This is a genomic window from Halobellus sp. Atlit-38R, from assembly GCF_003665925.1.
GTDB classification, from domain to species: domain Archaea; phylum Halobacteriota; class Halobacteria; order Halobacteriales; family Haloferacaceae; genus Haloquadratum; species Haloquadratum inordinatus.
In genome coordinates, this window is record NZ_QXIJ01000007.1 from 43,859 (window position 1) to 67,323 (window position 23,465).

The following is a 23,465-nucleotide window of genomic DNA, read 5'->3' on the forward strand; positions in this document are numbered from 1 at the left end:
CACATCGCCTGGAACTTCGTCCTGTCTCACCGTGGCTCTGTTCAGCACTCGGAAATATATGATTACCAGAAGAAAGCTGCTCATACCCAGCTAAAGTGAAATAACATTTTTTGCCGCATACAACAGCTTACATTTTGGAACGGTTGGTCCGAACTGCTGTGTCGTCTCTAGCACCCCGTTCACTTCGTGCAGACGGTAACAGCGGCCAGCAACGAAGCGATCATACGATAACAGACAATGAAAGTAATTTGTGAAGACGGCCTGATCATCGACTGTACTGACTTCAAAGCGATCGACACGGGCATCGTCTTGATCGGCGGCGAGGAAGAAAACGGCGCCGTCGGCTACGTCCCAAACGAGCGACTGGAGTACGTCCTCCCCGACGACGTCGTCGCATTAGAACACGACCGCCTCGGCGTTCCCGCGCCCGAGATCGGTTCGGCGGACGAACTGGAGTCGCGACTCGGGACGTTCCTCGACGAGATAGAGTCGCTCCGCGAGGGGCTCGATCGTCAGGTCGAAGACCTCATCGACGAGGGCACAGTCGAAGACGAGGACGTCGAACGCCAGGACCGCCTCTACGAGCGCCGCCGGACGATCGACCGGGCGCTCGAACAGGTCCGCAAGCGGGCCCAGCAGTTCCAACAACTGTCACTCACAGAGTCCGAGATCGGAGCGCAAGCACCGTCGACGACCGGTACCAATACCAGCGATCCCGAAGACACGGCAGCCGAAGAATCGATCGGCGAGTCGCCCCCCACAACGGAGGAATCCGGTTCGCCCGAGATAGACGAACGAATATCACGAATTGAACAGCAATTGGAAAAACTCATAGAAATAATACATACACCTAGCGGGGACGAAGCGGAGTCCTCGACGGATGCGGTCGCAGAAACGGAGCGAGAGGTATCCGAACAGACCGACGCAGTGGTGTCCGAAACGACGGACGCGGAACCGGATCCTGCCGAACAGGACATCGAAGGTATCAGTGGCCTCGGACCGACGTACCACGACCGTCTCGCGGCGGCCGGCACCGACACACTCGGCAGTCTCGCGGACAGCGACCCGACTGACATTGCAGCGGCGGCGAACGTGACCGAAAACAAGGCACAGGACTGGATCGATCGCGCCAACGAACTCGTGCGCGAACAGCGCTCGAAGACGTGAGTATCTCCAATTATATCATTTTTATAGGTATAATAGGATTCATATACTTATAAATCTATATTTTCTATTGTCCAATCGGGTCGCCGACCAACGGATATCCTGGAGACCGTCCACGGCAGACCGATCCTCTCGTCGGCAAGGTAGTTCCGCGACTCGTCGCGAAAGCAACATCGAAGTACGACACGGTCGAAGGCTCGACTGTGATACTTGACGCGCGCCGTGTGATACCTGGAGGGCACCGTGATGGCTGAGTCCGGCCCGATCGAGATCAATACGTTCTCGCCGGTGTGGACCGCTGGGTGGCAGTGGCCGTGGGTAGTCGTGATGGCGCTCATCGTCGCGGGGAACTTCCTCTTCGTGAGCGATCAGATCTACCTCGGTACTGGCCTGCTGATCGGTGGGTTGGCGCTGACCGGCCTCGGCGTGCGTGCCGTCGTGAACGGGGCGGCGGACGCGCTTGCCGACGGAACGAACAAGCTCTGTCGGGCCGCGGCGGGGATCGACAGCGAGGCGGACGAAGCCTCGGTGTACGCCGTGACTGCCGCGAAGGGCTCCGTCCTCGGCCTCGACGTCGCGAAGCGCTACCAGGCGACCGTCCTGACGGTTGGCGAGGACGCTGTGACGGTCTACGACGATGCGATGGTGAATTTATTCAACACCAAATGGTCGCTTGCGACGGACTCCGAGGAGATTCCCTACGAGCAGATCGACGGGATCGCGTACGCTGACGGGTCGGTGCAACTCCATCTTACCGACGGCGAGCGGTCGTACCCAGCGGACGAACGGCCGGCGGACCTGATCGCGGCGATCGACCAGCGTCTCCCGGCTGGTGAGACCTAACTACTATTTCGGCGCTCCCGGCGGACTACGGACGCCGTAAACGGAGCCAGGACAGTCGATTTGGTCGGTCTACGCGGGGAGTTCCGCCCTCGGGACGGTCCCGTCTCCATTCCAGTTCCGTGACTGGTAGTACTCTCCGATCGCCTCTTCGAGGCCGGGCAGTTCGTCGGCGTACGGTAGGCTGTCGTCGCTGCTGTCGAATCCGCGCTGGTTGTTGAAGTGCCGTTCCAGCGTCACCGTTCGGCTGCCGACGGACAGCAACTCCTCGAAGTCGGCGCCGAAGAGCATCTCGTACCGTTCCGGCGTCATATAATCGCGCGAGAATTTACAGATAATTCCGCTGTCGTTGAGTGCCATCAGGTTCTCGCGTTCGACGAGCCGTTCGGCTTTGCCCTCGAACCCGACGGGGTCCATCGCTTCGTCGTCGGGGACGAGCGGGTACTCGACCGAATAAAACGTGGCGTACATATGATCTGCGCCCCGGTTCGCCACCGCGTACGAGAGCGCCTGCCCGTGCAGAACGCGCCCCTCGTGTGCGGCGAAGTCCATATTCTTCACCGACCAGTTCTCGACGCCCAACTCACCGTGGACGCGACCGATACCCTCTGCGAGTGTGTCGCCGACGCCCTCACGGTGAGCGATCTTGTCCAGCAAGTCGAGGATCAACTCGGTGTCTCCGAAGGCGTCGTTGGCCGCCAGGTACGCCGCGACCGTGTTCCCCGCGGAGATCGCGTCGAGGCCGTACACGTCACAGCGCTCGTTCGATTGCATCACGTCCACGATGTCGTCGACGCCGGAATTCGATCCGAACGCCATCGCCACCTCGAACTCGGGGCCCTCGGTCTCGACGCCTCGCGCTTCGTCTCTCGTCGGCAGTTTGCACGCGAACGCGCACGACGAGCACGTTCCCTTCTTGTATTTTTTCTCGGCTACTGCATCCCCATTGATTCCTTCGACGCCCGCAAACGACTGCTCGGAGAAATAATACGAGGGCAGTCCGTTCACCTCGTTCGCGAGGTCCATCACTGCGACCGTGCCCTGCTGTTTCATAATGTGGTCGTCGGTGGCGGCCTCGCGATGGATCTCCATTTGGCCCGCTGGGACCTCGATCTCCGGCGCTGCGTCCCCGTCGAAGGTAATCGCCTTGACGTTCTTCGAGCCGAGGACAGCACCGAGCCCCCCGCGTCCGAACGCTCGCTCTTCGGTCGTCATCACCGACGCGAATCGAACCTCGTTCTCCCCGGCCGGACCGATGCACGCGACGTGGTCCGAATCGAGACCGTGCTCCTCGCGAATGTACGCACAGGTCTCGGGCACGGTCGCGGCTGCAAGATTCGGCACTTCCTCGAATTCGATACTATCGTCCCTGACGTGGACGATCAGGAGCGTATCGCTCGCGCCCGTGAGTTCGACGACGCTGTAGCCCGTGTCCGCGAAGTGCCGCGACATAAATCCGCCCGCGTTCGAAGACAGAAGCCCGTCGGTCAACGGCGACACCGCAGTGGCGTTCATCCGCCCGGTGAAACTCATCTGTGAGGCCTGCATCGGCCCGGTACTGAGAAAGAGGTGGTTCTCGGCACCCAGCGGATCAGCGTCGAACGGGACACGGTCGTGGGCGAGTTTCGTGCCGACCGCTCGGCCGCCGATGTACGATTCCAGGACGTCGTCGATCGATTCGGTCGTCGCATCTCGCGACGTGAGGTCCACCGATAGCAACGGACCAGAACTGTGCAGCATTATCGGTAGACGGATTCCTACCGGTATAAAACTCAGTATCGGACGCCGCAGAGTACGTCGACGGGCAGAACACTGCCGCGGCGCGTGGACTCGCTCCGGAGGTCGAACGGGAGACGCCCGTGGATAGAACCAAGTTGTGTCTCTCCGATATCCAAGTCGATGGCAGAAACGAATCCTGCACCTCTGGTTCGACGCGCCGCAGACATCGAGTACGAGGCGGTCGAGTTGGCTGATGGACTCGAAAAGGGCGTTCTGCTGGGAGACGACCAACAGACGCCGAAGTTCAATATGCGCCGGTTCGTGTTGGAACCGGGCGCCCGCGTCCCACGCCACACCAACGAAGTCGAACACGAACAGTACGTCCTCGAAGGCGAGTACGCGGTCGGCATCGGCGAGGAGACGTACGCCGTCTCCGCAGGCGACTCGCTGCTGATCCCTGCGGGTGTCGAACACTGGTACCACAACGAAAGCGACGAACAGGGGTCGTTTCTCTGTCTCGTGCCGAAGGCTGCAGACGACATCACGATCCTCGAGTGAGTTCGTCGAGGGGGGTCTCACACCGCAGCGTCGCCATTCGAATCGCGTTCTCGCACTGGGGCGCCACCACTGCGGACCGTCTCTCACGTCGATTCGGAGGCGTCACCCGTCGCTGACGCATCCGTCTGCACCGGCCGAAGGGAGAGTGCGCCGATCCCCGCGCCCACCACCAGCACGGCACCTATGTAGAAGGCGGTCGACCACCCCAGCATCGCGATGAGCGCGCCGGTGACGGTGCCGCCGAAGACTCCGCCGGGGACCTTCGCGGTATAGATCGCAGCGTAGTTCTCCGAGGAGCGTGCCTCGCCGTAGTAGCGGCCGACGAGGCTCGGGAAGATCGCGAACACCGGGCTCCGGAAGAACGCCGCCGCGCCCACGAACACGACGAACAGCGACCCGTACCCGCGAGCCCCGCTCGCGACGGCCCCAGCGAGTGCCACCCCGCAGAGCACGAGCGACGCGCCGGCGGTCCGTTCTTCGCCGATACGATCCGACAGGCCAGCGAGCACTAACAGCCCGCCCCCGTCGGCCAGCGCGATGATCGAGGCGACGGTCGTCGCAGTCGCCGGCGAGAGACCGAGGCCGGTCGTGAAGCCGACCGACTGCCCGATCAACATCAATCCGACGCCGTTGACGACGACCATCACCCCATAAAACACCCAGAACTGCCAGGTTCGCGCGGCGGTTCGCCAACCGACCGCGTCGTCCGCATCGTCGGAACCCCTGAGGGAATCATCCGTCTCCGAGGGGGCCGTCTCACTGCAGTCCGTCGTCGTAGACGATTCCGGATTCGACGGCCCCACCGACGGATCACGGAGCAACCCCGCAGCGAACAGTCCGACGATCCCGACAGCGACGCCCAACAGGAGCAGGGTTCGCGTGAAGGCGGCGTCGATCGCCCCTCTGACCAGCGGGATCACCACGAAACTCACTCCGCCGTAAGCCATCGAGACGATGCCGGTCGCCAGACCGCGGTACTCGTCGAACCACTTGACGGGCGTGTTGACCGCGACCGTATAGGCGATGCCCGCGCCGAGACCGCCGATCGCGTAGGACGCATACACCACGGGGAGCGTGGGGGCCACCCCCAAGCCGGCGTAGCCCGCGAACATCAACGCGGCCGCCGCAACGAGCAGTTTTCGCGGGCCGTACCGATCCCGGATGCTCCCGGCTGGCAACTGGACGAGCGTCTGGGCCACCACGAAGAGGGTGAACACCGTCCCCAAGGCAGTCTGTGAAGCGGGAATGCGCGCGCCGACGGCCGCACTGAGCGACGACCACACGAACTGGTAGGTGCCGGCACCGCCCATCACGGCCGCCCCCAGCGCCACGAACAGCCACCGACGCGTCGATCGCTTCCGACTCATCGTTACTCACTACGACGCTGGGTCAACGGCTTATACTGGTCGATCTGCGGAACGGAACAGCAACGAGTACCGATCAGTCACATCGAAATCAGCACGATCGCCAGGACGCTGAAGAAGATTCCCGCCAGCTTCCGCGGCGTGAGCGCTTCGTCGAACGCGACGATGCCGATGACCGAACTCACGACGATAAAGAGCCCGTAGATCGGCACGACGATGCTCACCGGCCCCAGCGCGAGTGCTCGATAGTACGTCAGCAAGCCGACGGTGAGCAGGATGCCGAGGGCGACGACGTGTGGCGTATATCGGTGCCGGAGATACGGTAGTGGTGACTGCCCGCGATAGAGCAACACACCGCCGACAACGACGAGGAGCACGAAGTTCGAGAGGAAGACGGCGGGCGTACTCGGGATCACTTCCATCGCGATTTTCAAAAGCGGCGCGACCAGACTGTAGGCCACGAACGCGAGGATCGAGAACTGCAGGTACTGCCGCGCCATCATTCGGCCCCCGAACTCAGATAGACCGCGAGAATCGCGGACGTGATGCCACCGACTCGCGTGAGTGTGATGGCCTCGTCGAGAAAGAGAATCCCGATGACCGAACTCCCGACGATGAACATCCCGTAGATCGGCACGACGACGCTCACCGGGCCGCGTTGCAACGCGACGTAATACGAGAGGATCCCGATCCCGAGAAACACTCCGCCGACGTAGATGTACCCCGCCGCCGGCAGGAACACGTAGGACAACAGGTTCGTGTCCGTTACGGCCATCACGCCGAGCGTGAGCACGAGGAAGACGACAGTAGCGACGAACAGCGACACCGTCGGGGGAACCTCCTGTGTCACCTTGCTGGTCAGCGGTGCGAGCATCCCGTACGATACGAGCGCGACGATCACCCACGGAAGGTACTCCATACGGTATCGTAGTATGTGCACGTCTTCACTCACCCGATCGCACGCAGTCGTGCGGTCGGGTACGCAATCGGTTGCAACTGCTCCGATAGCTCATACCCCGACAGTACAAGTGGCTCCGGATCGGACCCCAATGGCACGATGGACGAGCTCCTCGAAGCCGTCGACGTCGTCGCCGACTCGGGATTTGAGGGTGTCGTCACCTGGCTGCTCCGTCTGATCGGCCTGCTCGCCCTCTTCGGAGGGCTCGGGCTCTGGCTCGGCACCGAACTGGGTCTGCTCTGGCTACCGGCGGTTCTCATCCTCGTCGGGTTCGTCCTCCTGGTGGCGCCCAGTGTGCTCTTGCTGCTCGCGGAGTTCGCGTGAGGGACGGTCGCAGACGCGATTCTCGACCGAGGGCATCTCCGGGATCGCACGCTGTCGTGCGACCGAGCGAGTGAAGAGGTGGAACCGAGACGCTATCGTATGGACGTTGTCGTTACTGGCGGACGTGGCGAGACCGGGCGCTGGATCGTCGACCGACTCACCGAAGAGCACGCGGTGACGTGCCTCGACCGACACCTCCCGGAGGACGACGGCCATCCGGACGTCGCGTATCGAGCGCTCGACCTCACGGATGCGGGGAGCGTCTTCGACGTGCTCACCGAACTGCGTCCGGACGCCGTCGTGCACTGGGCCGCGATTCCGACGGCTGGAACCAGACCGAGAGTCGACACCTACCGAAACAACACCCTTGCAGCGCACAGCGTCCTGACCGCCGCCGGCCGCATCGGCGCGCGAATCGTGCAAGCGTCCTCCGATGGGGCGTACGGCTTTTTCTTCGCCGAGGAGACGCCCATCCCGGACGAACTTCCGATCACCGAAACGCACGCGCGCCGCCCGGAAGACGAGTACGGACTTTCGAAGGTCGTGACTGAAGAAATCGGGAAAACCATCGCCCGTCGCGACGACGTGCCGGTCGTCTCTCTCCGCCCGTCGTGGATACAGACTCCCGGCGAGTACGCGTGTCGCGACGACGAGTACACTACTGACCTGGCGGCCGGCGCCGGGAACTACTGGTCGTACGTGGACGTCCGCGACGTTGCAGATCTCGTCGCGGCAGCTCTCGTCGGCGACGTCGACGGCCACGAGGCGTTCAACTGCGTCGCCGCGGACAACGCGCTCGGTCGACCGCTCCGCGAACTGATGACCGAGTACTACGGTGACGTCCCAGACGAGTGCTCTGTGGTTGGTGACGCGGCCGCCTACGACACGACGAAGGCCAGCCGGGTCTTCGATTGGGAACCGACGCGGTCCTGGCGCGCTGCCGCTACCGAAGCGGTTCCCGAGCCGCACGTGTAAGGAGAGCCCCGGGGTGGCGTCTCGACCCTGGAGGGGACGTCGCTACAACAGGCAGTCGCCGTCGGCTCTAGCGACGTTGGTCGGTCGCGGTATCCGGTATCCGGTGCTGGGTGAGCCCCGACAGGAGGTCGCCCGTCATCTGCGCGAAGGTCGCGACGACAGTGACGGCGAAGACGCCGACGGCGGCTGTCAGCAGCGGTTCGCTGGCGAGCAGTTCCCCGACGAACGCGGCCACGATCGAAATGATCTGCAGCCCGAACAGACGGTCTAGGCGTTTCATTACTCATTCTATGCTACTGTCTCCAAGGTAATAGGCCGTGCGCGAGACGTGTCACCAGGAGAGTTGGTGACGTGCGCTACGGGCTTCGGTGTCGTATGCGCCCGCCGAACACGGACGAGTCATACTGTCGGACAGACGTTCGTGAATCATTTTGGCACCCACGGGGTGCTGCTGATTTTCACATCGTCCTGTCCGACAGTATCAGTCGTCGGCGACTCCCCCGCGCTCGACGTTCGTCACTTCGATGCCGCCGGAGAGTTCGGTGTTGGGGTACGGCATATCGATTCCCTCGGCATCGAGTCGCTCCTTGACTGCTTCGAGGAACTGCGCGCGGACCGCACCGTAACTGCTCTCGTTCGGGTCGATCCAGATCCGCCCCGAGAGCACGACCGCCGAGTCACCGAGCGACGTCACGGGAGCGCTCGGTTCGGGGTCGCTCAGGACGCCTTCGAGCCGTGACCCCTCGTCGATGATGGCCTCTCGTGCCTGTTCGATGTCGTCTCCGTAGCCGATTCCGAAGCCGACCGCCACCCGACGTTGATCGTTCGCCACGTTGTTGACCACGGCCGCGCTGGCGAGGTCGCTGTTCGGGACGGTGACGAGTTCGTTGTCGAACGTATCCAACTTCGTCACCCGGAGTTGGATCTCCCGGACGACCCCGCTGTTCCCGTTCCACTCGATCCAGTCGCCGACCGTGAACGGTTCGTCTTGGATGATGAACACGCCGGCGACGAAGTTGGCGATGAGGTCCTGGGCGGCGAAGCCGACGGCGAGCGCGAGCGCGCCACCGAGGGTCGCGAACGCGGCCAGGACGACCCCGAAGCCAGCAACTGTCGCGGCCAGCGCCACTGCCACGACGCCGACGATTACGACGGTCGTGTTCACCGCCAGCCCTACGAGCGTCTCGTCGAAATCCCGGTATCTGAGGCTCCGCTCTACCGCCCGGGTCACGAAGTACTTCCCGAGTAGGTAGATGATCACGAACGCGACGACGAACAACACGACTGTCGTGACTGCACCGACGATCGCGGGGACGTACTGCTGTGGATCGACCGACACGCCTTGTTGTAAAAATAACATAAATCGTACGGCTAGACTCCTACTAAATACTTAATAATTTGTTCGGCGAAGAACACTGACGCCGCGCTAGCCGCACATTAAACTGCTCACGGGTCAATTTCACCGTTTGTTTCTACTGGCCCCTTGAGAAGTGGCCTGTGCTAGTAGACGAAATCGACGCTCACCGCTTCGATTAAAAAGCGATAGTCATTGCCCACGTCTCGGCTGCGAAGTCGGGGCTCGTGTCCGAAAGAGGACTGTGATCGAGCTTACTAAATCAATACACACGCTGCATTATATAATATATTGTATTTATAATTGAAAATGGTAATTAGGTTTGTGAGGCAAGAGAGATCGAACACTCTACGAAACGCAGTATGTGAAAATTTAATCGATCCTGATCTGTAGTGCGGTTATATGAAGTATTTCGAGAAAGAGTTTTGTGAAGTATCTTAGCTTACATTTGTATTCTCGAATTCTTGTTCAGGAATGGGTTTGCAGCGGTAATTCAGCCACCTGTCAGGAGAATATTTTTGACACTGTCGATTGAGACTATTAATAAATTATATTATGAATAAAATTTATTAACTAAAATATTAAGTTTTCGGGCTGGGAACTAATCGGTATAGTGGCTTGTTGGTCGTCGCATCGAATGTCTTGTGAGGGCTCACGCGCTGTGGATAATCTGTGTCATTCCGGTCGTCTCCGCAACCACCCACAGCAGAAACACGACATACGTGCCCAGCAGTACGTAGGATTCGACGTTCGTCACTACGAGGTCGGTCCGAAGAAATGTAAAGAGTAGGACGGTTGCAAGTGTAAGTGCCGCCAACATCGGGATCGCGACGGTGAAGTTTACGGGGACGACACCGACGATTAAGACGCCAACAGGAATCGTGACGAGCAGGTCAAACGTATTCGATCCCAAGACGTTTCCGACGCTTGTGATTCCTTTTCCTGCGTTCGCAGCTCGAACACTCACCAGCAGATCTGGGAGACTGGTTGCAGCAGCGATAATTGTGACTCCTGCAAAGAATTCTGGGATTGAAAACAAATGACCAAGTGATTCGACACTCGTAACCAACCCTTCGACAGCGACTAAGATGAGCAGTAGTCCGGCAGCAAGCTTGCCCCACTCTCGTCGCTTCGAGATCCCAGAGTGGGTCTCACTTGGGCTATAGTCGCTGATATCTTGCCACTGCACGAAGAGATACAGCCCGTACAAAAGCAGTGGAAGCATCGCTAATGGTCGAGTCAATTCGCCAATCAAGGTAGGCCCCCTGGAGAGCGGATGGTAAATCACGGCGAGCGCAAACGTTACAACGAGCACTGCGATGGCGATCATATAGAACTGAGCTTCCTTGTACACGACTGTACGGCTCGTCACCAGTTCACCATCAGCTACGATTCCAGCGAGTGCCGGAATCACGAGGATATTGAAGACTGCGGACCCGACAATTGCCCCAACGCCCATACCAAACGTTCCGGATAGAGACGTCAGCACGACACTGACCAGTTCGGGAAAACTAGATCCGACAGCAACGATAATTGAACCCTGAATGACTGCAGGCAAGCCATAGTAGCCCGCAAGGTGCTCGGCCGATTCCTCTAACCACCTGCTTCCAACCCAGATTACTCCGGTCGCAACAATTACCACGAATATGCTCTCTAGCGCCGCACCTGGAAGGGGGTCTCTGACTGTCATTATCTTATCTCGGTGAGCATCAGTATCTCAAACTCGAGTAACGTTCGCAAGTTTTCACCTACTCGATCACATAACAGTGTGCGATCGGATACGCAATCAGTTGCGAACGCTACTATAGTGAACGACTTTGGTGTGCAGGCAACTCGCTTTGGTGCCAGACTCGATCACTGCTGCCTCATACCCGAAATCGGAGTGTTTCGCGTGCATCCGTCGTTCGGGGACCTTGCAGTGGCTGATAGAATACTGTCCGGGGCACATCGTTCACCTCGTCAACAACCCCGACCGCGAGGTAATATGCCTGGACGGTCGGAAACGTACCGAGAGCCCCAGATAATCTAAGACGAACTTCGAGGTTCGGTCCAAACGACTCCTCCGGAACCCGCAGACAGCCACGCGGCCCCGACAACGACACCCATCTCTCGTCATTTCTTCGCTGGGGCCGAACGGCGGCTTCGATGTCCCCTCCCTCGGGGACCTCAGCACGGACCCGTAAGTAGGGACGCACTGACAGCTTGTCTTCCCAGAACAGCGATGGCGTCTCGTGATCGGCAACCGTCCCGACCACGCGTGCAGGCCACGCTTCCGGATCGCATTCGAGCGCCTTCGTTACCAGTGGTAAGGCTGCTTCGTACTCGCCGGCCCGGCACCTCGTCCACGCTGCAAGAACCCACACACTCACTTTCTCTGCTGGCGTTTCGGCGAGTTCGATGGCTTCACTGAAGGCGGGTTGGCTCTCATCGGTCGCTCCAGATGCCAACGCGCTGGCGCCGGTCTTCAGGCTGTCGGCTACGGTTGCGGAAACGTCAAGTTCGTTCAGCACAGCCGGATTTTCCGTCCGGAGGAACTTGTACAGAGTTACTTGTTGCGCGTTCATTTTGACGCTCGTGAGGTGCGTGAGCCGCAACTGTGCGCCGTGGCTACAAAGCCAATCATAGACCGCGTCAGTGCTCCGTCGAAGTGCAATCTGTGCCTCTCCCTGTCCGCTTGTCTCGTTTACCGCCGCCAGTGCCTGATCGAACTCGCTGCGTTCGCTCTCCTGTACTGCTGTCTCGAGCGCGGTCTGTACTGCTTCATACGACTGTTCGTCTTCTAAAATCCCTGTCGCGTGACCAGTCACCTCCCGCAGCGCATTCAGCAGAACTGTGCGAACTGAATCTGTCGGCTTATGATGTGTATCGGTCATATCTGGTACAGAATGAGTCGTGGATGGAAATCCTATCGGTCGTGTCGTTGCTGGTCCAGATTCGATTGGGGCGCTGAGCTGTACTCGTCCCCGAGCAAGTGACAGACCGAGTGATGGTCGTTTGAAACCGAGTGCTGTTCCGGGACAGTCGACTCACAGACCGAGGAAAACTCCTGGTCAAGAAGGTCGTATGCCGCTCTCTCCGACCCGTCAACTAGGAGGGATAGTGCCTCGAAAATAGTCGATTTTACCGGTTCTGGGACTGTCACCCGATCACTGCTTGTCAGTCCTCCCTCCACAACGTGCTCTTCGAAGATCGCCGAAACGATATCGTCTGCGGACACGTCCGCGTTCTCTTTAGACAATTGCTCGCGCATAACGCTCGGCTGAACCTCTCCGTCCCCGACTTCCTTTTTCAGCCGGAGTACGCGCCGCCACACTTCTTGACTGTATGCCCAGTCGGCGTCGGGAATGACTTTCGGGCACCGAGTGTGGAACCGACAGCCGTTCGGGGGATTGACCGGCGTCGGTACGTCACCGGTGAGAGTGATCTTCTCGCGGGTGTCAGTTGGGTCCGGAGTCGGAATCGACGAGACCAAAACCTCCGTGTAGGGGTGAGCTGGATTCTCGAAGAGCTCTTTCGTTTGTGCCCGTTCGACAATTTGTCCCAGATACATCACTGCGACCTCGTCACAGATCTGGCGTACGACCGAGAGGTCGTGGGATATGAACAGCATCGTCAGATCCATCTCCTCTCTGAGATCACGCAGCAGGTTCAGGATCTGTGCTTGGACGCTCACGTCGAGTGCCGAGACTGGTTCGTCGGCCACGATTAGATTCGGTTCGACAGCGAGTGCCCGCGCGATTGCGATACGCTGTCGTTGCCCGCCACTGAACTCGTGTGGGTAGCGGTCGATATACTCGGCGCCCAGTCCGACCCGGTCAAGGAGATCTTGAGCACGATCGAGCCGATCGTCTTTGCTATCGCCGATACCGTGTACTTTCATCGGTTCGACGAGTGTCTCTTTGACCGTGTACCGCGGATTGAGCGAGGAGAACGGATCCTGGAAGATCATCTGCGCTTCGCTTCGGAAGGCACGCCGTTCTCGGTCGCTCTGTTCGGTAAGATCGGCGTCTTGATACTGGATCGAGCCATCGGTCGGCTCAAGCAACTGTAAGACTGTCTTTGCGAGCGTGCTTTTTCCGCAGCCGCTTTCACCGACGATCCCGAGTGTCGTTCCGGCGGTCAAATCCAAATCAACGCCGTCCACAGCACGAACCGCAGTTCGCTGCTTCCCCGGCTGGAGCCGAGTCAGCAACCCATCGTTCTCGTAGAAATATTTCTTCACTCCATCGAGACTGAGTAGTGGCTCGTGTGTACTCATGCTGGGTCCTCCCAGATACACGCGCTGTAGTGATCGTCATTGACCGCTCGCAATCGAGGATCTATCTCGCGACACTCCGCTGAGGCGAACGGGCACCGATCGGCGAAGTTACACCCCTCTGGAGGATCTGATAGGTCCGGCACCTGTCCGTCGATCGGTGTGAACGTGTCTTGCTGTTCTCGTGGATCCGGCACGCAGTCTAAGAGCCCCTTGGTATAGGGATGACGTGGATTCTTGAACACGTCTACCACGTCGCCGTACTCGACAATGCGTCCGGCGTACATCACAGCGACTCGATCACAGACCTCAGCGACAACGCCCAGGTCGTGGGTGATGAGCATAACAGCCATATTCTGTCGTTCGTTCAGTTCCTCGATAATTTCGAGAATCTGGGCTTCGATGGTTACGTCCAGGGATGTCGTAGGCTCGTCGGCAATGAGGAGGTCAGGCTCGCAAGCTAACGCCATTGCGATCATCGCCCGCTGGCGCATTCCGCCGCTGAACTGGTGTGGAAACGCGTCGACTCTGTCCTCCGCACTGGGGATCCCGACACGGCGCATCAGTTCAACGGCCCGTTTCCGAGAGGCAGCGTTACTCAGGTCTTGGTGGATCCGCAGTGGCTCGCCGATCTGCCAGCCAACGTCGAAGACGGGGTTGAGCGCAGACATCGGCTCTTGGAAGATCATAGAGATATCTTCACCACGGATGTCTCGAAGTTCGGCGTTCGACTTTTCGAGAAGGTTCTCGCCGTCGAACATAATATGGCCACCGTGAATCTCGCCCGGTGATTCGACGAGAGACATCACCGAACGGCTGGTAACGCTTTTCCCGCACCCGCTTTCTCCGACCAGACCAAGAATCTCTCCTTCCTGTATCTCAAACGTCACTCCGTCGACAGCTTGGACCATACCAGCATCGGTGTTGAACCGAGTCTGCAAATCGTCGACGCTGAGTAGTGGTTGTTCGTCGCGTTCTATCTGGCTCAACTCGCTCCCCTCTAAGGGTGCCGTTCGACTACCGTGGTCGTCTTGTGAGGCCGCATACTCGTTGCTCATGCGCCACCCTCCTGTTGGGTCACCGACCGCGGATCAAATTCGTCGCGCAGTCCATCCCCGAGTATGTTGAAGGCAAGTACAGTGATCATTATCGCAAATCCTGGGAACGTTGATATCCACCACTCTGCTGGCAGGTACTGACGGCCGCTGGCGATCATAACCCCCCACGTCGCTGTCGGCGGCTGAACCCCCAACCCGAGGAACGATAGCGACGCTTCGAGAATGATCGCCGTCGCGACGTGGTAGGTCGCTTGTACGAGTACAGGGGTGACCGCGTTGGGCAGGATGTGCTTTACGAGGAGCGCACTGTCGCGAAGCCCGGTGTTTTCGGCTGCCGTGACGTAATCTTCTTCCTTTTCAGAGAGAACACTGCCCCGTATCAGACGGGCGTATTGTGGTGAATAAACGATTGCGACGACTCCGATTACGTTTATCAACCCTGCCCCGAGCGTCCCCACGATCGCAAGCCCGAGGACTAGAGCTGGAATAGAGATTACCATATCCATCATCCGCATAATGACTTCGTCGGTCCATCCTCCGACGTAGCCGGCGAAACTCCCAAGTGGAACGCCGATGGCGATAGCCATACCCACAGCAACGATTCCGACTGCTAGCGAGGCCCGCGCACCGAAAATGAGTCGTGAGAGGATATCCCGGCCAGTCAGATCGGTTCCCAGCGGGTGATCGACGGACGGCGGCGACAGCGAGGCCGCGTAATCTTGATGCGCTGGATCGTAGGGGGCAAGCAGCGGAGCGGCGATGGCTGTCACGATGACGCCAACGACGAGCACAAAAGAAATCTGCGCGCTCCTATCCAGACGGCCATACAATTCGACCCAGCGGTTCAGTCTTGATACGGCCCTTGCAGCGAACGACGAGTCGTAATTTTGTTGTGACATTGTCTTATTCGTGTTTTATTCGCGGGTCGAGGTACGCGTACAGCAGATCGACGGTTAGATTGGCGAATACGAACACGGCAGCGACGAAGAGAATGATTCCCTGAATGACCGGAAGATCCTTGTTCAGCACCGCACTGTACAACAACCGGCCGATTCCCGGCCATTGGAAGACTTGTTCGACGACAATCGAGCCGTTGAACAAAAAGCCGATATGGATGCCGAGAACCGTGACGATGGGGATCAAAGCGTTCCGAAACCCGTGGATAAGCACGACGACCGACTCCTTTGCCCCTTTAGCGCGTGCTGTCTGGATATACTCTGCGTTGAGCGCCTCGACCATTGCGGACCGTGTGAGCCGAGCAGTTAACGCGGAGTAGCCGATACCGAGGGTGATCCCGGGCGCGATGACGTGGTGGGCCCATCCAGTGAGGTTTGCACTTGGACTGACGTATCCGCCGGCGGGTATCAACCCGTTCCCACCGAACCAGTTCCCCCAGAAGAGACTGAATGTCATAATAACCATAATTCCAAGCCAGAACGCGGGGACGCTGATCCCGAAGAATGCGATCAGTCGGTTCGCGTGGTCAACCCACGTGTCTTTGTAGACGGCACTGAGAATCCCAGTGGGTATCGCGATGAATAGTGCGGTCAGGATGGCGACCAGCGACAGCTGCGCGGTAGGCCAGAGCCGCTCGATGATGAGGTCGGTAACTGGCCGTTGCAACGCGTATGACCGGCCGAGGTCGCCCACGAGTGCGTGCGATAACCACTTCCAATACTGCACGTAGAGCGGATCACCCAAGCCGAGTCGTTGCTCCAACTGTGCAATCTTCGCAGGCGTCCGCTGTGCCGGCGGCAACAGGACGTTGATTGGGTCCCCCGGGGTCAGCTTGATGAGGAGAAACACGCCGATTGAGACGCCGAGTAAAACCGGCACTGTCAGCGCCAACCGTTTGAGAGCATAGTTTGCATAACCCATGCAATTATTTCTCATCTTTTGGGATAAATTAGTTGTGGTTCGGTGTATAGCTCACTCGTTGGTTATCGGGTACACGTCATCTGGGACCTGTTGATACTCGAACAGTGAAAGGTCGGCCGGACTGTACTCGGGGGCGTCGACGATGATGATCTGACTGGCGAGGTCCTCGAAGACCCCACGGAAGTGTGTCTTCGACTTCGAAACGATCACGTCGAACTCAGTAGCTTCGTAGCCGTACTGGCTGATCGGATCGGTGTCGTTCAAACCGGCACCGTCCATTCGGCTCGTCAATTGCAGCCAGATGCCGTCCACATCAACGATGGCTGTCTTTCCCTGCGTCACACGTTCGCCTCGTCTCATCGGGCCTGTGGCGGTGTACGTCTTTTTGCCAACGAATTCCACGCGACCACGCAGGGGCACTGGCCCTCCGCCACGATCCGATGTGTGGCTTCCGACGTCGAGAGTAACTTCGTTCCCCACTCCGGCTGCGCAGCACTCCGCGACGGCATCAGGATCGTGTATAAGTGGAACAGCAACGTTTGATGCGTCCTGATCGATGAGCTCTCGAAGGACGAATGTCGTTTCGGCTAAGCGATCGGCGTGGTCGAGTATCAACACCGGATCCTCAGTATCAGCGCTACAATCGAGGGCGCGCTTGACGCCCTCTTGGACGTTGTAGAGCGACTCCGAGGTGGTGAACGATTCTCGTCGCTCGGCTGCGAAGGCTGCGAGGTCGTCTACTATCTGCCGTGCAAATTTCGGGTCATCATCAGTCGTTGCTACCACCGTGACACCGAGTTGCGGGACGTCTGCCCACGCGAATCCGAAGAACACCGAAACGTCGAGCACGTCATCTTTGTCCGTCCAGCGAGCGACGTCGTGGAGCTCGGGGTAGTGCTCCCAGGTCACCGCCCGTGTGACAACGTCTTTTGCCGGGGGAACTGTGGTTGCGCTGAACACGCTCGGGACGACGACACCTGGCTTCGCAACCGCCGTTGTCGGGCACACCCGACCGTGAGCGGCGTCGAGGACGGTCTCGGCAGTCCGGCGGCCGGTCTCACGCTGATCGACGTGGGGACTGCTCCGGTACGCACAAACCACATCTGCGGACTCAGTCAACGCTGATCCGACGTTACCGTGGAGATCCATACCCACACCGATCGGTACGTCATCGCCGACAGCCGACCGGACTTCTTGAACTACATCCGCTTCTGTATCTAGGTGGCTCTCGGTGACCATTGCCCCGTGGAGGAACAACAGAACCCCGTCCAGTGAATGATCAGCGAATGTCGTCCGCATTTCGGAGACATAGCGGTCGTACACGTCGTCGTCGACGGTTCCAGAGACACCACCACGAGTATGGACTGACGGAACAAGATCGACTGACTCCTCAGCCGCCTCACAAGCATCGATGAAACCTGCAAGAACTGTATTCGAATCCCGAAACTCCTCGATCATACTCTCGCCACGGACGGCATCCCGTTCAAACGGCTCTACGCTGGTCCCGTTTGGAAGAAAAGTATGGGTTTCGTGTGAGAGGCCGGCTAGTCCTAATTGCATACAAGCTTACATTATGTGAAGTAATTGATGTTGCGAAACAATCTTTCAGCGGAAGGAGTCGCTAATTTTCTTTCCACACGTTCTCGAACCACATATACGCCGAGGGCCAGACGCGGAGGTTATGAACGTTGTTACGATGGCCGTGAATGACGTTGTTCCAGAGCAAGAACAGCTTTGGCATCGAATCGGTGATTCGCTTTTGCACCTTATCGTATATGTCCTTACGTTGTTCCCGCTCAGGCTCGTAGCGTGCCTCCGTCATCAGTTCGTCTGTTGTCTCATCCGAGTATTCCGTGTAGTTGAACACGGCGTCGGAGTGGAACGTCGCGTACGCGTAGTCATCTGCGGCGAATCCCCAGGTGAAGTTCTCGAGCATCGAATTGAAGTCTTCGGGCGTTTCATCAGCGGTGACTGGGTCCCAGACGGTGCCCTTCGAGACCGGGGTGATCTCCATATCGACGCCAGCCTGGCTGTACTGCTGTTGGAGGATTGTCGCCACGTCGACGAACTTCGACTGATTCGCCGGTTCACAAGTGAATGACAGGCCCGCGTGGCCTGCTTCTTGGAGCAGTTGTTTTGCTTTCTCCGGATCGTGATCGTACGTAACTGCGGCCTCCTCGTTGTAGGCCCAGTGCCACGGAGGGAACGGACTGTGTGCAACTGCGGCTTGGCCTTGGAACTTCGTTTGGACGATTGCCTCGCGGTTCATCGCGTGCATCAAGGCCTTGCGAACTTTTTTCTTGGTTAGCGGCTCGAAATTGACAATATTGAGCCATTGGCTCGTCTTTGCCGTACTAGCCTTGTTCAGGACTGTGATGTTCGAGTTGCTCTCCATCGCCCCGACTTCCGTCGCGGCGACCGATTCGTTGACGTCAGCACCACCCGATTTCAGTTGGGTCGAGCGGACGCTTGCTTCCGGGACGACTTGGTAGACGAGCCGGTCGAGATACGGCAGTTGACCAGCCTCGCCCTCGCGGAAGTAATTCGGGTTCTTCTCGAATACGAACTTTGAGCCTCCTTGTGACTCCTCGGGAACGTACTGGAACGGCCCCGTCGCCCAGGCACCCGTGTCCGTCGTCCCAAGGCTCTCGCCGTGTTCCTCCAAGGATTCTGGCGGAATGATGGAGAACCACGCGAATGCGGACATCGACGCCTGCTTGTACAGAAACGGTGCGTACGGTTCTGCAAGGTTGAACGTTACTTCGTACTCGCCGGTCTTTTGAACCGTCTCTTGGGGGTCGATCCCGTCACCGACGAGCGTCCCAACGTATGCGCCACGGCCTGCCGCCCCGTATTCTTTGTCCAGAATCTTGCGGAAGTTCCATACGACGTCCTCAGCAGTCATTTCACGGTTGTATGGTTCGTGGAACTGCACGCCCTCACGAATTTTTACCGTATATTGCTTCCCACCGTTGGATATCTCGGGCATTTCCGCGGCCAAATCCGGCTTGAGTTGGCCCTCGGGAGTCACCCGATATAGTGAGTTCGACAGGTTCTCACACATCGTAATGCCGGTGGTAAACGAGACCTTGTGCGGATTCAAAGTCTCCGTCCCCGACTGCATTGCCACGACGAGTTCTCCACCCGTCTGGACCTCCTTTGTCTCTGTGCTCTCGTCTGTGGACGCTGTATCTGTCTCACCGCCGCCTGCTGTCGTCCCTTGTCCACCCTGATCGCCGCCCGACTCCGAACAACCAGCGAGCATCGATCCTGCACCAACGGCACCGACACTTCCGGCCATTCGCAAGAACGACCGTCTATCGGCACCGTCACTGCTGTTGCTTTGTACCATACAGACACACCACATATTGCCTAGTATATAAAAGCTTGCATTATTCACGGTCGTATATAGTAGAAACTTCCTCATACGGTTCGGTGTACGCATCTACCGGGAGCCTGTTTCTCTCAGAGAGGACGGTTCGGAACGGTTCGACAAACTGGACGTCTGTGCGTCTGGAGTGGGCCAGAAGTCAATGTCGAACGAATCCTGGAAGTACGTTTGCGCGATGTCGACCACTCGTTCGCCAGCTTAGGAATGCTTCTCTCAGCACGACTGAGACTGTTAAAATTTGATTCAGCCCTCGTCTGCACAACTCCAGTTCGACTCTGTTTTTGAGAGCCTCGTGTAGACAGTGGTTTCTAGATAATTTTTCAACTGGCCTGAATGACTTTTTTGTACAAGTGGACTATTGGTTGTTAGTGAGTATGTCACACGAAAACGAGACAACAGTCAGGTCGGTGGACCGCGCACTGAGCATCGTCGAGCAGCTGAAGATCCTAGAGCAAGCGGGGGTAACTGAACTAGCCGAAGCCACAGATATACCCCCGAGCACCGTACATAACTATCTACAGACGTTCAAACAGCGTGAGTACGTCAAGAAAAGTGGCAGCAAATATGAACTGGCTAATCGATTCATTCACATCGGTGATTTCGCTAAGCACCGATTGCCTATCTACCGAGTCGGCAAACCCAACCTCGTTTGGCTAGCGGACGAGACGGGCCAGACGGCCAATCTGGTCATCGAGGAGTACAACCGCGCGATCTATTTGATGAGCGAGAATCGACAACAGAATCTCCGAAACTACTCGCACATCCGACGACGGGAGTATCTGCACACGACTGCTGTCGGCAAAGCGATTCTTATGATGATGTCCGAAGAAGAAATAGACGACGTTATCGAGTCCGAAGGGCTGGTAGAACAGGCGTCGAACACGATCACCTCCCGCGATGAACTTCTAGAAGATATTGAACACGCACGCGACCGCGGTTATGCGATTAATGACGAAGAGAACACAGACGGAATCTTCGCCGTTGGGGCGCCCATCGAGAACCCAGACGGGTCCTACGCTGCAGTCAGCGTCTCGGGTCTTGTAAGCAGACACTCTTTGGAGGATATCCATCAGACGCTCGCACCACGCGTTCTGGAGGCAGCAAAGGCAATCGAGGTGGAACTGCGGACGTAACTAATCTACCTAGCTGAATTAGTATTTAGACAGATTGAAATTAGCTGGTGCTGTGCTGACTATCTTGCCCAAGCAAACTCATCTTTATAAATGACTCACAGGTGTACATATGTGATTTTCATATCCCGTGAAGCCACCTCGAACTGGCACATTCTTTGAGTAGTACGGCAGAGTCAATGATCTGTATATATGACAACTGTACACACGGTACATATTAGTGTGGAAGTTAATAACCCGACCTGAAATAAGGTTCAGCTAGCCTGAATAATTTCATCGATTACGGAATCTTCTCTTGGATGGTGGCGGTTCGTGGTCTCAGTGAGACAGTGGAAAACTGCAGCAGCAAGCGGCGATGCGTCTTCGTTACGTGACGCAACTTGTGCTCGCTGCCCGCACGATTCGACCGATAGGGGGTACCCTGACCGCAATAATTAAATCAACGGAATATTGATGGGTCGTATGGATAACACAGCGGTAGCTGACCAGTCCGGGATCCGTCGACACCCCGACCTCGAGATTCCCGTCGAAGAGGACACTGTATCGGCTACTCGGTACGAGCCCGTTGAATCCGAGGGTCCACTACCCGCTCTCCTAATGTACGTTCCCTACCCGAAAGATGATATGATTACCTATGGGGCGTACGATCCGTTGAACCGGTATCTTGCAAGCCAGGGCTACGAAGTCATCGTTGCGGATATGATCGGTACCGGTGCCTCCACTGGGCGGTTGGACAAAATGTTCGGTGCAAACGAGGGCCGGGAAGCGGAAGCGATCATCGAGTGGTTAGCTGACCGTGAGTGGACGAACGGTCGCATCGGAATGTATGGGAAATCATACGGTGGTATCACTGCGCTGGCAGCAGCTGCACGCCAGCCAGACGCCCTAGAAGCAATTGTGCCAATTCATACCCCATTTATGGGGTACCGCAACGCCTACTCGTACGGTGGGCTTTTCGAGCTATACTACATCGGCACGGATTGGCTGACGCTGATGCAGGTTCTTGACGCTAAGCCTCCCAGTCGACGCGACCAGCGTGGCGAGTGGGTCGATACGTGGCAGACTCAACTGGAGGTGACACAGGACCGAGATCCGTTCTTGTTCGATTTCTTGGATCACGACGTCAAAGACGAATTCTGGGAGGGTACCGATATCCCAGTGGAAAACATCGAGACACCGATGTTGGCGGTCGGTGGGACGCGCGACTCTTACACCCGCGACACTGTAGAGTTTTTCGAGGCAGCCAATGGCCCGAAGAAAATGTTACTCGGCCCGTGGCGGCACACGATGCCGCACCGTGGACGCGAGAGTTCGATCGGGTTCCGAAAACAAGCACTCGCTTGGTTTGATCACTTTCTCAAAGACGAAAGTCGCAGCATCGTCGACAAGCCGGCAGTTCAGGTGTGGACAGAGCGAGAGGGCGGCGGAAACGTGGACGAAGGTGTCTGGCGAGGGAAAAGCGAGTGGCCAGACAGTTCGAAGGACGCCGCTGATGCCACATTCGCCCTCACCCCGACCGGTCTCCAATCAGCCGAAGATTTCGACACGGGACGAGTAGAGCGGGAGTACGAACCTGATTACACTGTCGGCATCGACTCGATCTACCCTTCGGGCGCGCAGGTGCCTGCTGGCGACACGAACGAGGACGACGCCCGTTCGCTGACTTTCGAGTCGGACCCACTCGACAAGCCATTTGACTTCACCGGAACTGGGGAAGCGACAGTTCGACTCCGTACCACTATCGACGATCCTACGGTCTCTATCCGCATCGTCGATGTCGCCCCCGACGGTTCCGCAACGATGGTAACCCACGGCACCAAGCGCATCCGATGCAACTCACTATCGGAGCTAGATGAGCCGGTCTCCGGCGAGGAAGTCGAAGTCGAGATCCCACTGAAGCCGAAGTCACACTGCTTCGAGGCTGGCCATCGGATCAGAATTGCTGTCGCTAATGCATTCTTCCCAGAATTTATGCCGACAGGAACCAGCGGGACTACAACCCTGTTATCGACTCCCGAAGAGCCGTCAGTCGTCGAAATTCCCGGGGGCTTCCTTGAAACCGATTCCTTCTCGGACCGCATTTCTCTCCCGTCCCCCGACGAATCGCTCTCAACGACTGCCGAGCGTGTCGTCGCGAGCGACTCGAACTGGGAACGGTCACGAGAAGCAATTGCTGACACGGCCACAGTTAGGGCGGACTCCAATCTCCGATTGGAGTTGCCTCACACGTCGATGACCCGTGAAACCGAACTCGAAATGAGTGTGTCCGCTGATGACCCGAGTTCGCTCGTCGCGACGAGCGAACTCCGGTGGACGCTGGAATACCCAACTGAAGAAGTGACCGTCGTGGCTACGAATCGGTTCGGTCGCGCGCACGCGAAAGCGACTACGAAAGTCACTTCGGACGGTACCACACTCTTCGAGCAGGAGTGGTCGCGCCCGATCAAGCGCTGATTCCGGTGCCGATTTACGGGTAGTCAAGACGAGTCCTCCCGGG

At 58.1% G+C, this 23,465-nt stretch carries 21 protein-coding genes; 7 read left to right on the forward strand and 14 right to left on the reverse strand.

The window, feature by feature from the left end; all coding sequences use genetic code 11:
• The first annotated feature begins 237 nt into the window (after positions 1 to 237).
• Both D3D02_RS11050 and D3D02_RS11055 read left to right on the forward strand, forming a co-directional pair.
• Positions 238 to 1,167, forward strand: coding sequence for a helix-hairpin-helix domain-containing protein (locus D3D02_RS11050; RefSeq protein WP_121570047.1), 930 nt, complete (start codon positions 238 to 240; stop codon positions 1,165 to 1,167).
• 243 nt (positions 1,168 to 1,410) lie between these two features.
• Positions 1,411 to 2,007, forward strand: coding sequence for a hypothetical protein (locus tag D3D02_RS11055; protein ID WP_121570048.1), 597 nt, complete (start codon positions 1,411 to 1,413; stop codon positions 2,005 to 2,007).
• Positions 2,008 to 2,076: 69 nt separating this feature from the next.
• On the opposite strand, the gene D3D02_RS11060 is transcribed toward D3D02_RS11055, so the two are convergent.
• Complete coding sequence (locus tag D3D02_RS11060; protein WP_121570049.1) at positions 2,077 to 3,744, reverse strand: aldehyde ferredoxin oxidoreductase family protein; 1,668 nt, start codon at positions 3,742 to 3,744, stop codon at positions 2,077 to 2,079.
• 159 nt (positions 3,745 to 3,903) lie between these two features.
• Between D3D02_RS11060 and D3D02_RS11065 the strand changes: the two genes are divergently transcribed.
• Complete coding sequence (locus tag D3D02_RS11065; RefSeq protein ID WP_121570050.1) at positions 3,904 to 4,281, forward strand: cupin domain-containing protein; 378 nt, start codon at positions 3,904 to 3,906, stop codon at positions 4,279 to 4,281.
• An 83-nt stretch (positions 4,282 to 4,364) separates the two neighbouring features.
• On the opposite strand, the gene D3D02_RS11070 is transcribed toward D3D02_RS11065, so the two are convergent.
• The 3 genes from D3D02_RS11070 to D3D02_RS11080 all read right to left on the reverse strand — a co-directional run bounded on the left by D3D02_RS11070 (position 4,365) and on the right by D3D02_RS11080 (position 6,564).
• Entirely contained in the window at positions 4,365 to 5,648 is a 1,284-nt protein-coding gene (locus tag D3D02_RS11070; protein ID WP_121570051.1) for an MFS transporter, read from the reverse strand.
• A gap of 77 nt (positions 5,649 to 5,725) precedes the next feature.
• The gene (locus D3D02_RS11075) at positions 5,726 to 6,145 is read right to left on the reverse strand and encodes an EamA family transporter (protein ID WP_121570052.1); all 420 of its coding nucleotides are present in this window, start codon (positions 6,143 to 6,145) and stop codon (positions 5,726 to 5,728) included.
• Complete coding sequence (locus tag D3D02_RS11080) at positions 6,145 to 6,564, reverse strand: EamA family transporter (RefSeq protein WP_121570053.1); 420 nt, start codon at positions 6,562 to 6,564, stop codon at positions 6,145 to 6,147. The genes D3D02_RS11075 and D3D02_RS11080 overlap by 1 nt, the downstream gene beginning before the upstream one ends.
• A 138-nt stretch (positions 6,565 to 6,702) precedes the next feature.
• Here D3D02_RS11080 and D3D02_RS11085 point away from each other — a divergent pair, with 138 nt between their 5' ends.
• Together D3D02_RS11085 and D3D02_RS11090 are read left to right on the forward strand one after the other, a co-directional pair.
• Entirely contained in the window at positions 6,703 to 6,927 is a 225-nt protein-coding gene (locus D3D02_RS11085; protein ID WP_121570054.1) for a hypothetical protein, read from the forward strand.
• Positions 6,928 to 7,026: 99 nt separating this feature from the next.
• Entirely contained in the window at positions 7,027 to 7,902 is an 876-nt protein-coding gene (locus tag D3D02_RS11090; protein WP_121570055.1) for an NAD(P)-dependent oxidoreductase, read from the forward strand.
• A gap of 67 nt (positions 7,903 to 7,969) precedes the next feature.
• On the opposite strand, the gene D3D02_RS11095 is transcribed toward D3D02_RS11090, so the two are convergent.
• The 10 genes from D3D02_RS11095 to D3D02_RS11140 all read right to left on the reverse strand — a co-directional run bounded on the left by D3D02_RS11095 (position 7,970) and on the right by D3D02_RS11140 (position 19,892).
• Positions 7,970 to 8,182, reverse strand: a complete 213-nt coding sequence (locus D3D02_RS11095; protein ID WP_121570056.1) for a hypothetical protein — start codon at positions 8,180 to 8,182, stop codon at positions 7,970 to 7,972.
• 201 nt (positions 8,183 to 8,383) lie between these two features.
• Entirely contained in the window at positions 8,384 to 9,262 is an 879-nt protein-coding gene (locus D3D02_RS11100; protein ID WP_121570057.1) for a mechanosensitive ion channel family protein, read from the reverse strand.
• Positions 9,263 to 9,908: 646 nt separating this feature from the next.
• On the reverse strand, positions 9,909 to 10,946 hold the full coding sequence (locus D3D02_RS11105; RefSeq protein ID WP_121570058.1) for a sodium:calcium antiporter: 1,038 nt from the start codon (positions 10,944 to 10,946) through the stop codon (positions 9,909 to 9,911).
• Between the two features lie 175 nt (positions 10,947 to 11,121).
• The gene (locus D3D02_RS11110) at positions 11,122 to 12,129 is read right to left on the reverse strand and encodes a tetratricopeptide repeat protein (protein WP_121570059.1); all 1,008 of its coding nucleotides are present in this window, start codon (positions 12,127 to 12,129) and stop codon (positions 11,122 to 11,124) included.
• Between the two features lie 32 nt (positions 12,130 to 12,161).
• Positions 12,162 to 13,514, reverse strand: coding sequence for an ABC transporter ATP-binding protein (locus D3D02_RS11115; protein WP_121570060.1), 1,353 nt, complete (start codon positions 13,512 to 13,514; stop codon positions 12,162 to 12,164).
• Complete coding sequence (locus D3D02_RS11120) at positions 13,511 to 14,569, reverse strand: ABC transporter ATP-binding protein (RefSeq protein ID WP_121570061.1); 1,059 nt, start codon at positions 14,567 to 14,569, stop codon at positions 13,511 to 13,513. The genes D3D02_RS11115 and D3D02_RS11120 overlap by 4 nt, the downstream gene beginning before the upstream one ends.
• Positions 14,566 to 15,468: an ABC transporter permease gene (locus D3D02_RS11125; RefSeq protein WP_121570062.1), complete on the reverse strand. Its 903-nt coding sequence runs from the start codon at positions 15,466 to 15,468 to the stop codon at positions 14,566 to 14,568. Before D3D02_RS11125 ends, D3D02_RS11120 begins: the two co-directional genes overlap by 4 nt.
• A 4-nt stretch (positions 15,469 to 15,472) precedes the next feature.
• Positions 15,473 to 16,447 carry an ABC transporter permease gene (locus tag D3D02_RS11130; RefSeq protein WP_121570063.1) on the reverse strand — a complete coding sequence of 325 codons (975 nt, stop codon included), beginning with the start codon at positions 16,445 to 16,447 and terminating at the stop codon, positions 15,473 to 15,475.
• Between the two features lie 51 nt (positions 16,448 to 16,498).
• Positions 16,499 to 18,007: a M81 family metallopeptidase gene (locus tag D3D02_RS11135; RefSeq protein ID WP_121570064.1), complete on the reverse strand. Its 1,509-nt coding sequence runs from the start codon at positions 18,005 to 18,007 to the stop codon at positions 16,499 to 16,501.
• A gap of 61 nt (positions 18,008 to 18,068) precedes the next feature.
• Positions 18,069 to 19,892, reverse strand: coding sequence for an ABC transporter substrate-binding protein (locus D3D02_RS11140; protein ID WP_121570065.1), 1,824 nt, complete (start codon positions 19,890 to 19,892; stop codon positions 18,069 to 18,071).
• Positions 19,893 to 20,212: 320 nt separating this feature from the next.
• Here D3D02_RS11140 and D3D02_RS11145 point away from each other — a divergent pair, with 320 nt between their 5' ends.
• Both D3D02_RS11145 and D3D02_RS11150 read left to right on the forward strand, forming a co-directional pair.
• Entirely contained in the window at positions 20,213 to 20,971 is a 759-nt protein-coding gene (locus tag D3D02_RS11145; RefSeq protein WP_147435605.1) for an IclR family transcriptional regulator, read from the forward strand.
• 459 nt (positions 20,972 to 21,430) lie between these two features.
• Entirely contained in the window at positions 21,431 to 23,422 is a 1,992-nt protein-coding gene (locus D3D02_RS11150) for a CocE/NonD family hydrolase (protein ID WP_158599355.1), read from the forward strand.
• The last annotated feature ends 43 nt before the right edge of the window (positions 23,423 to 23,465 follow it).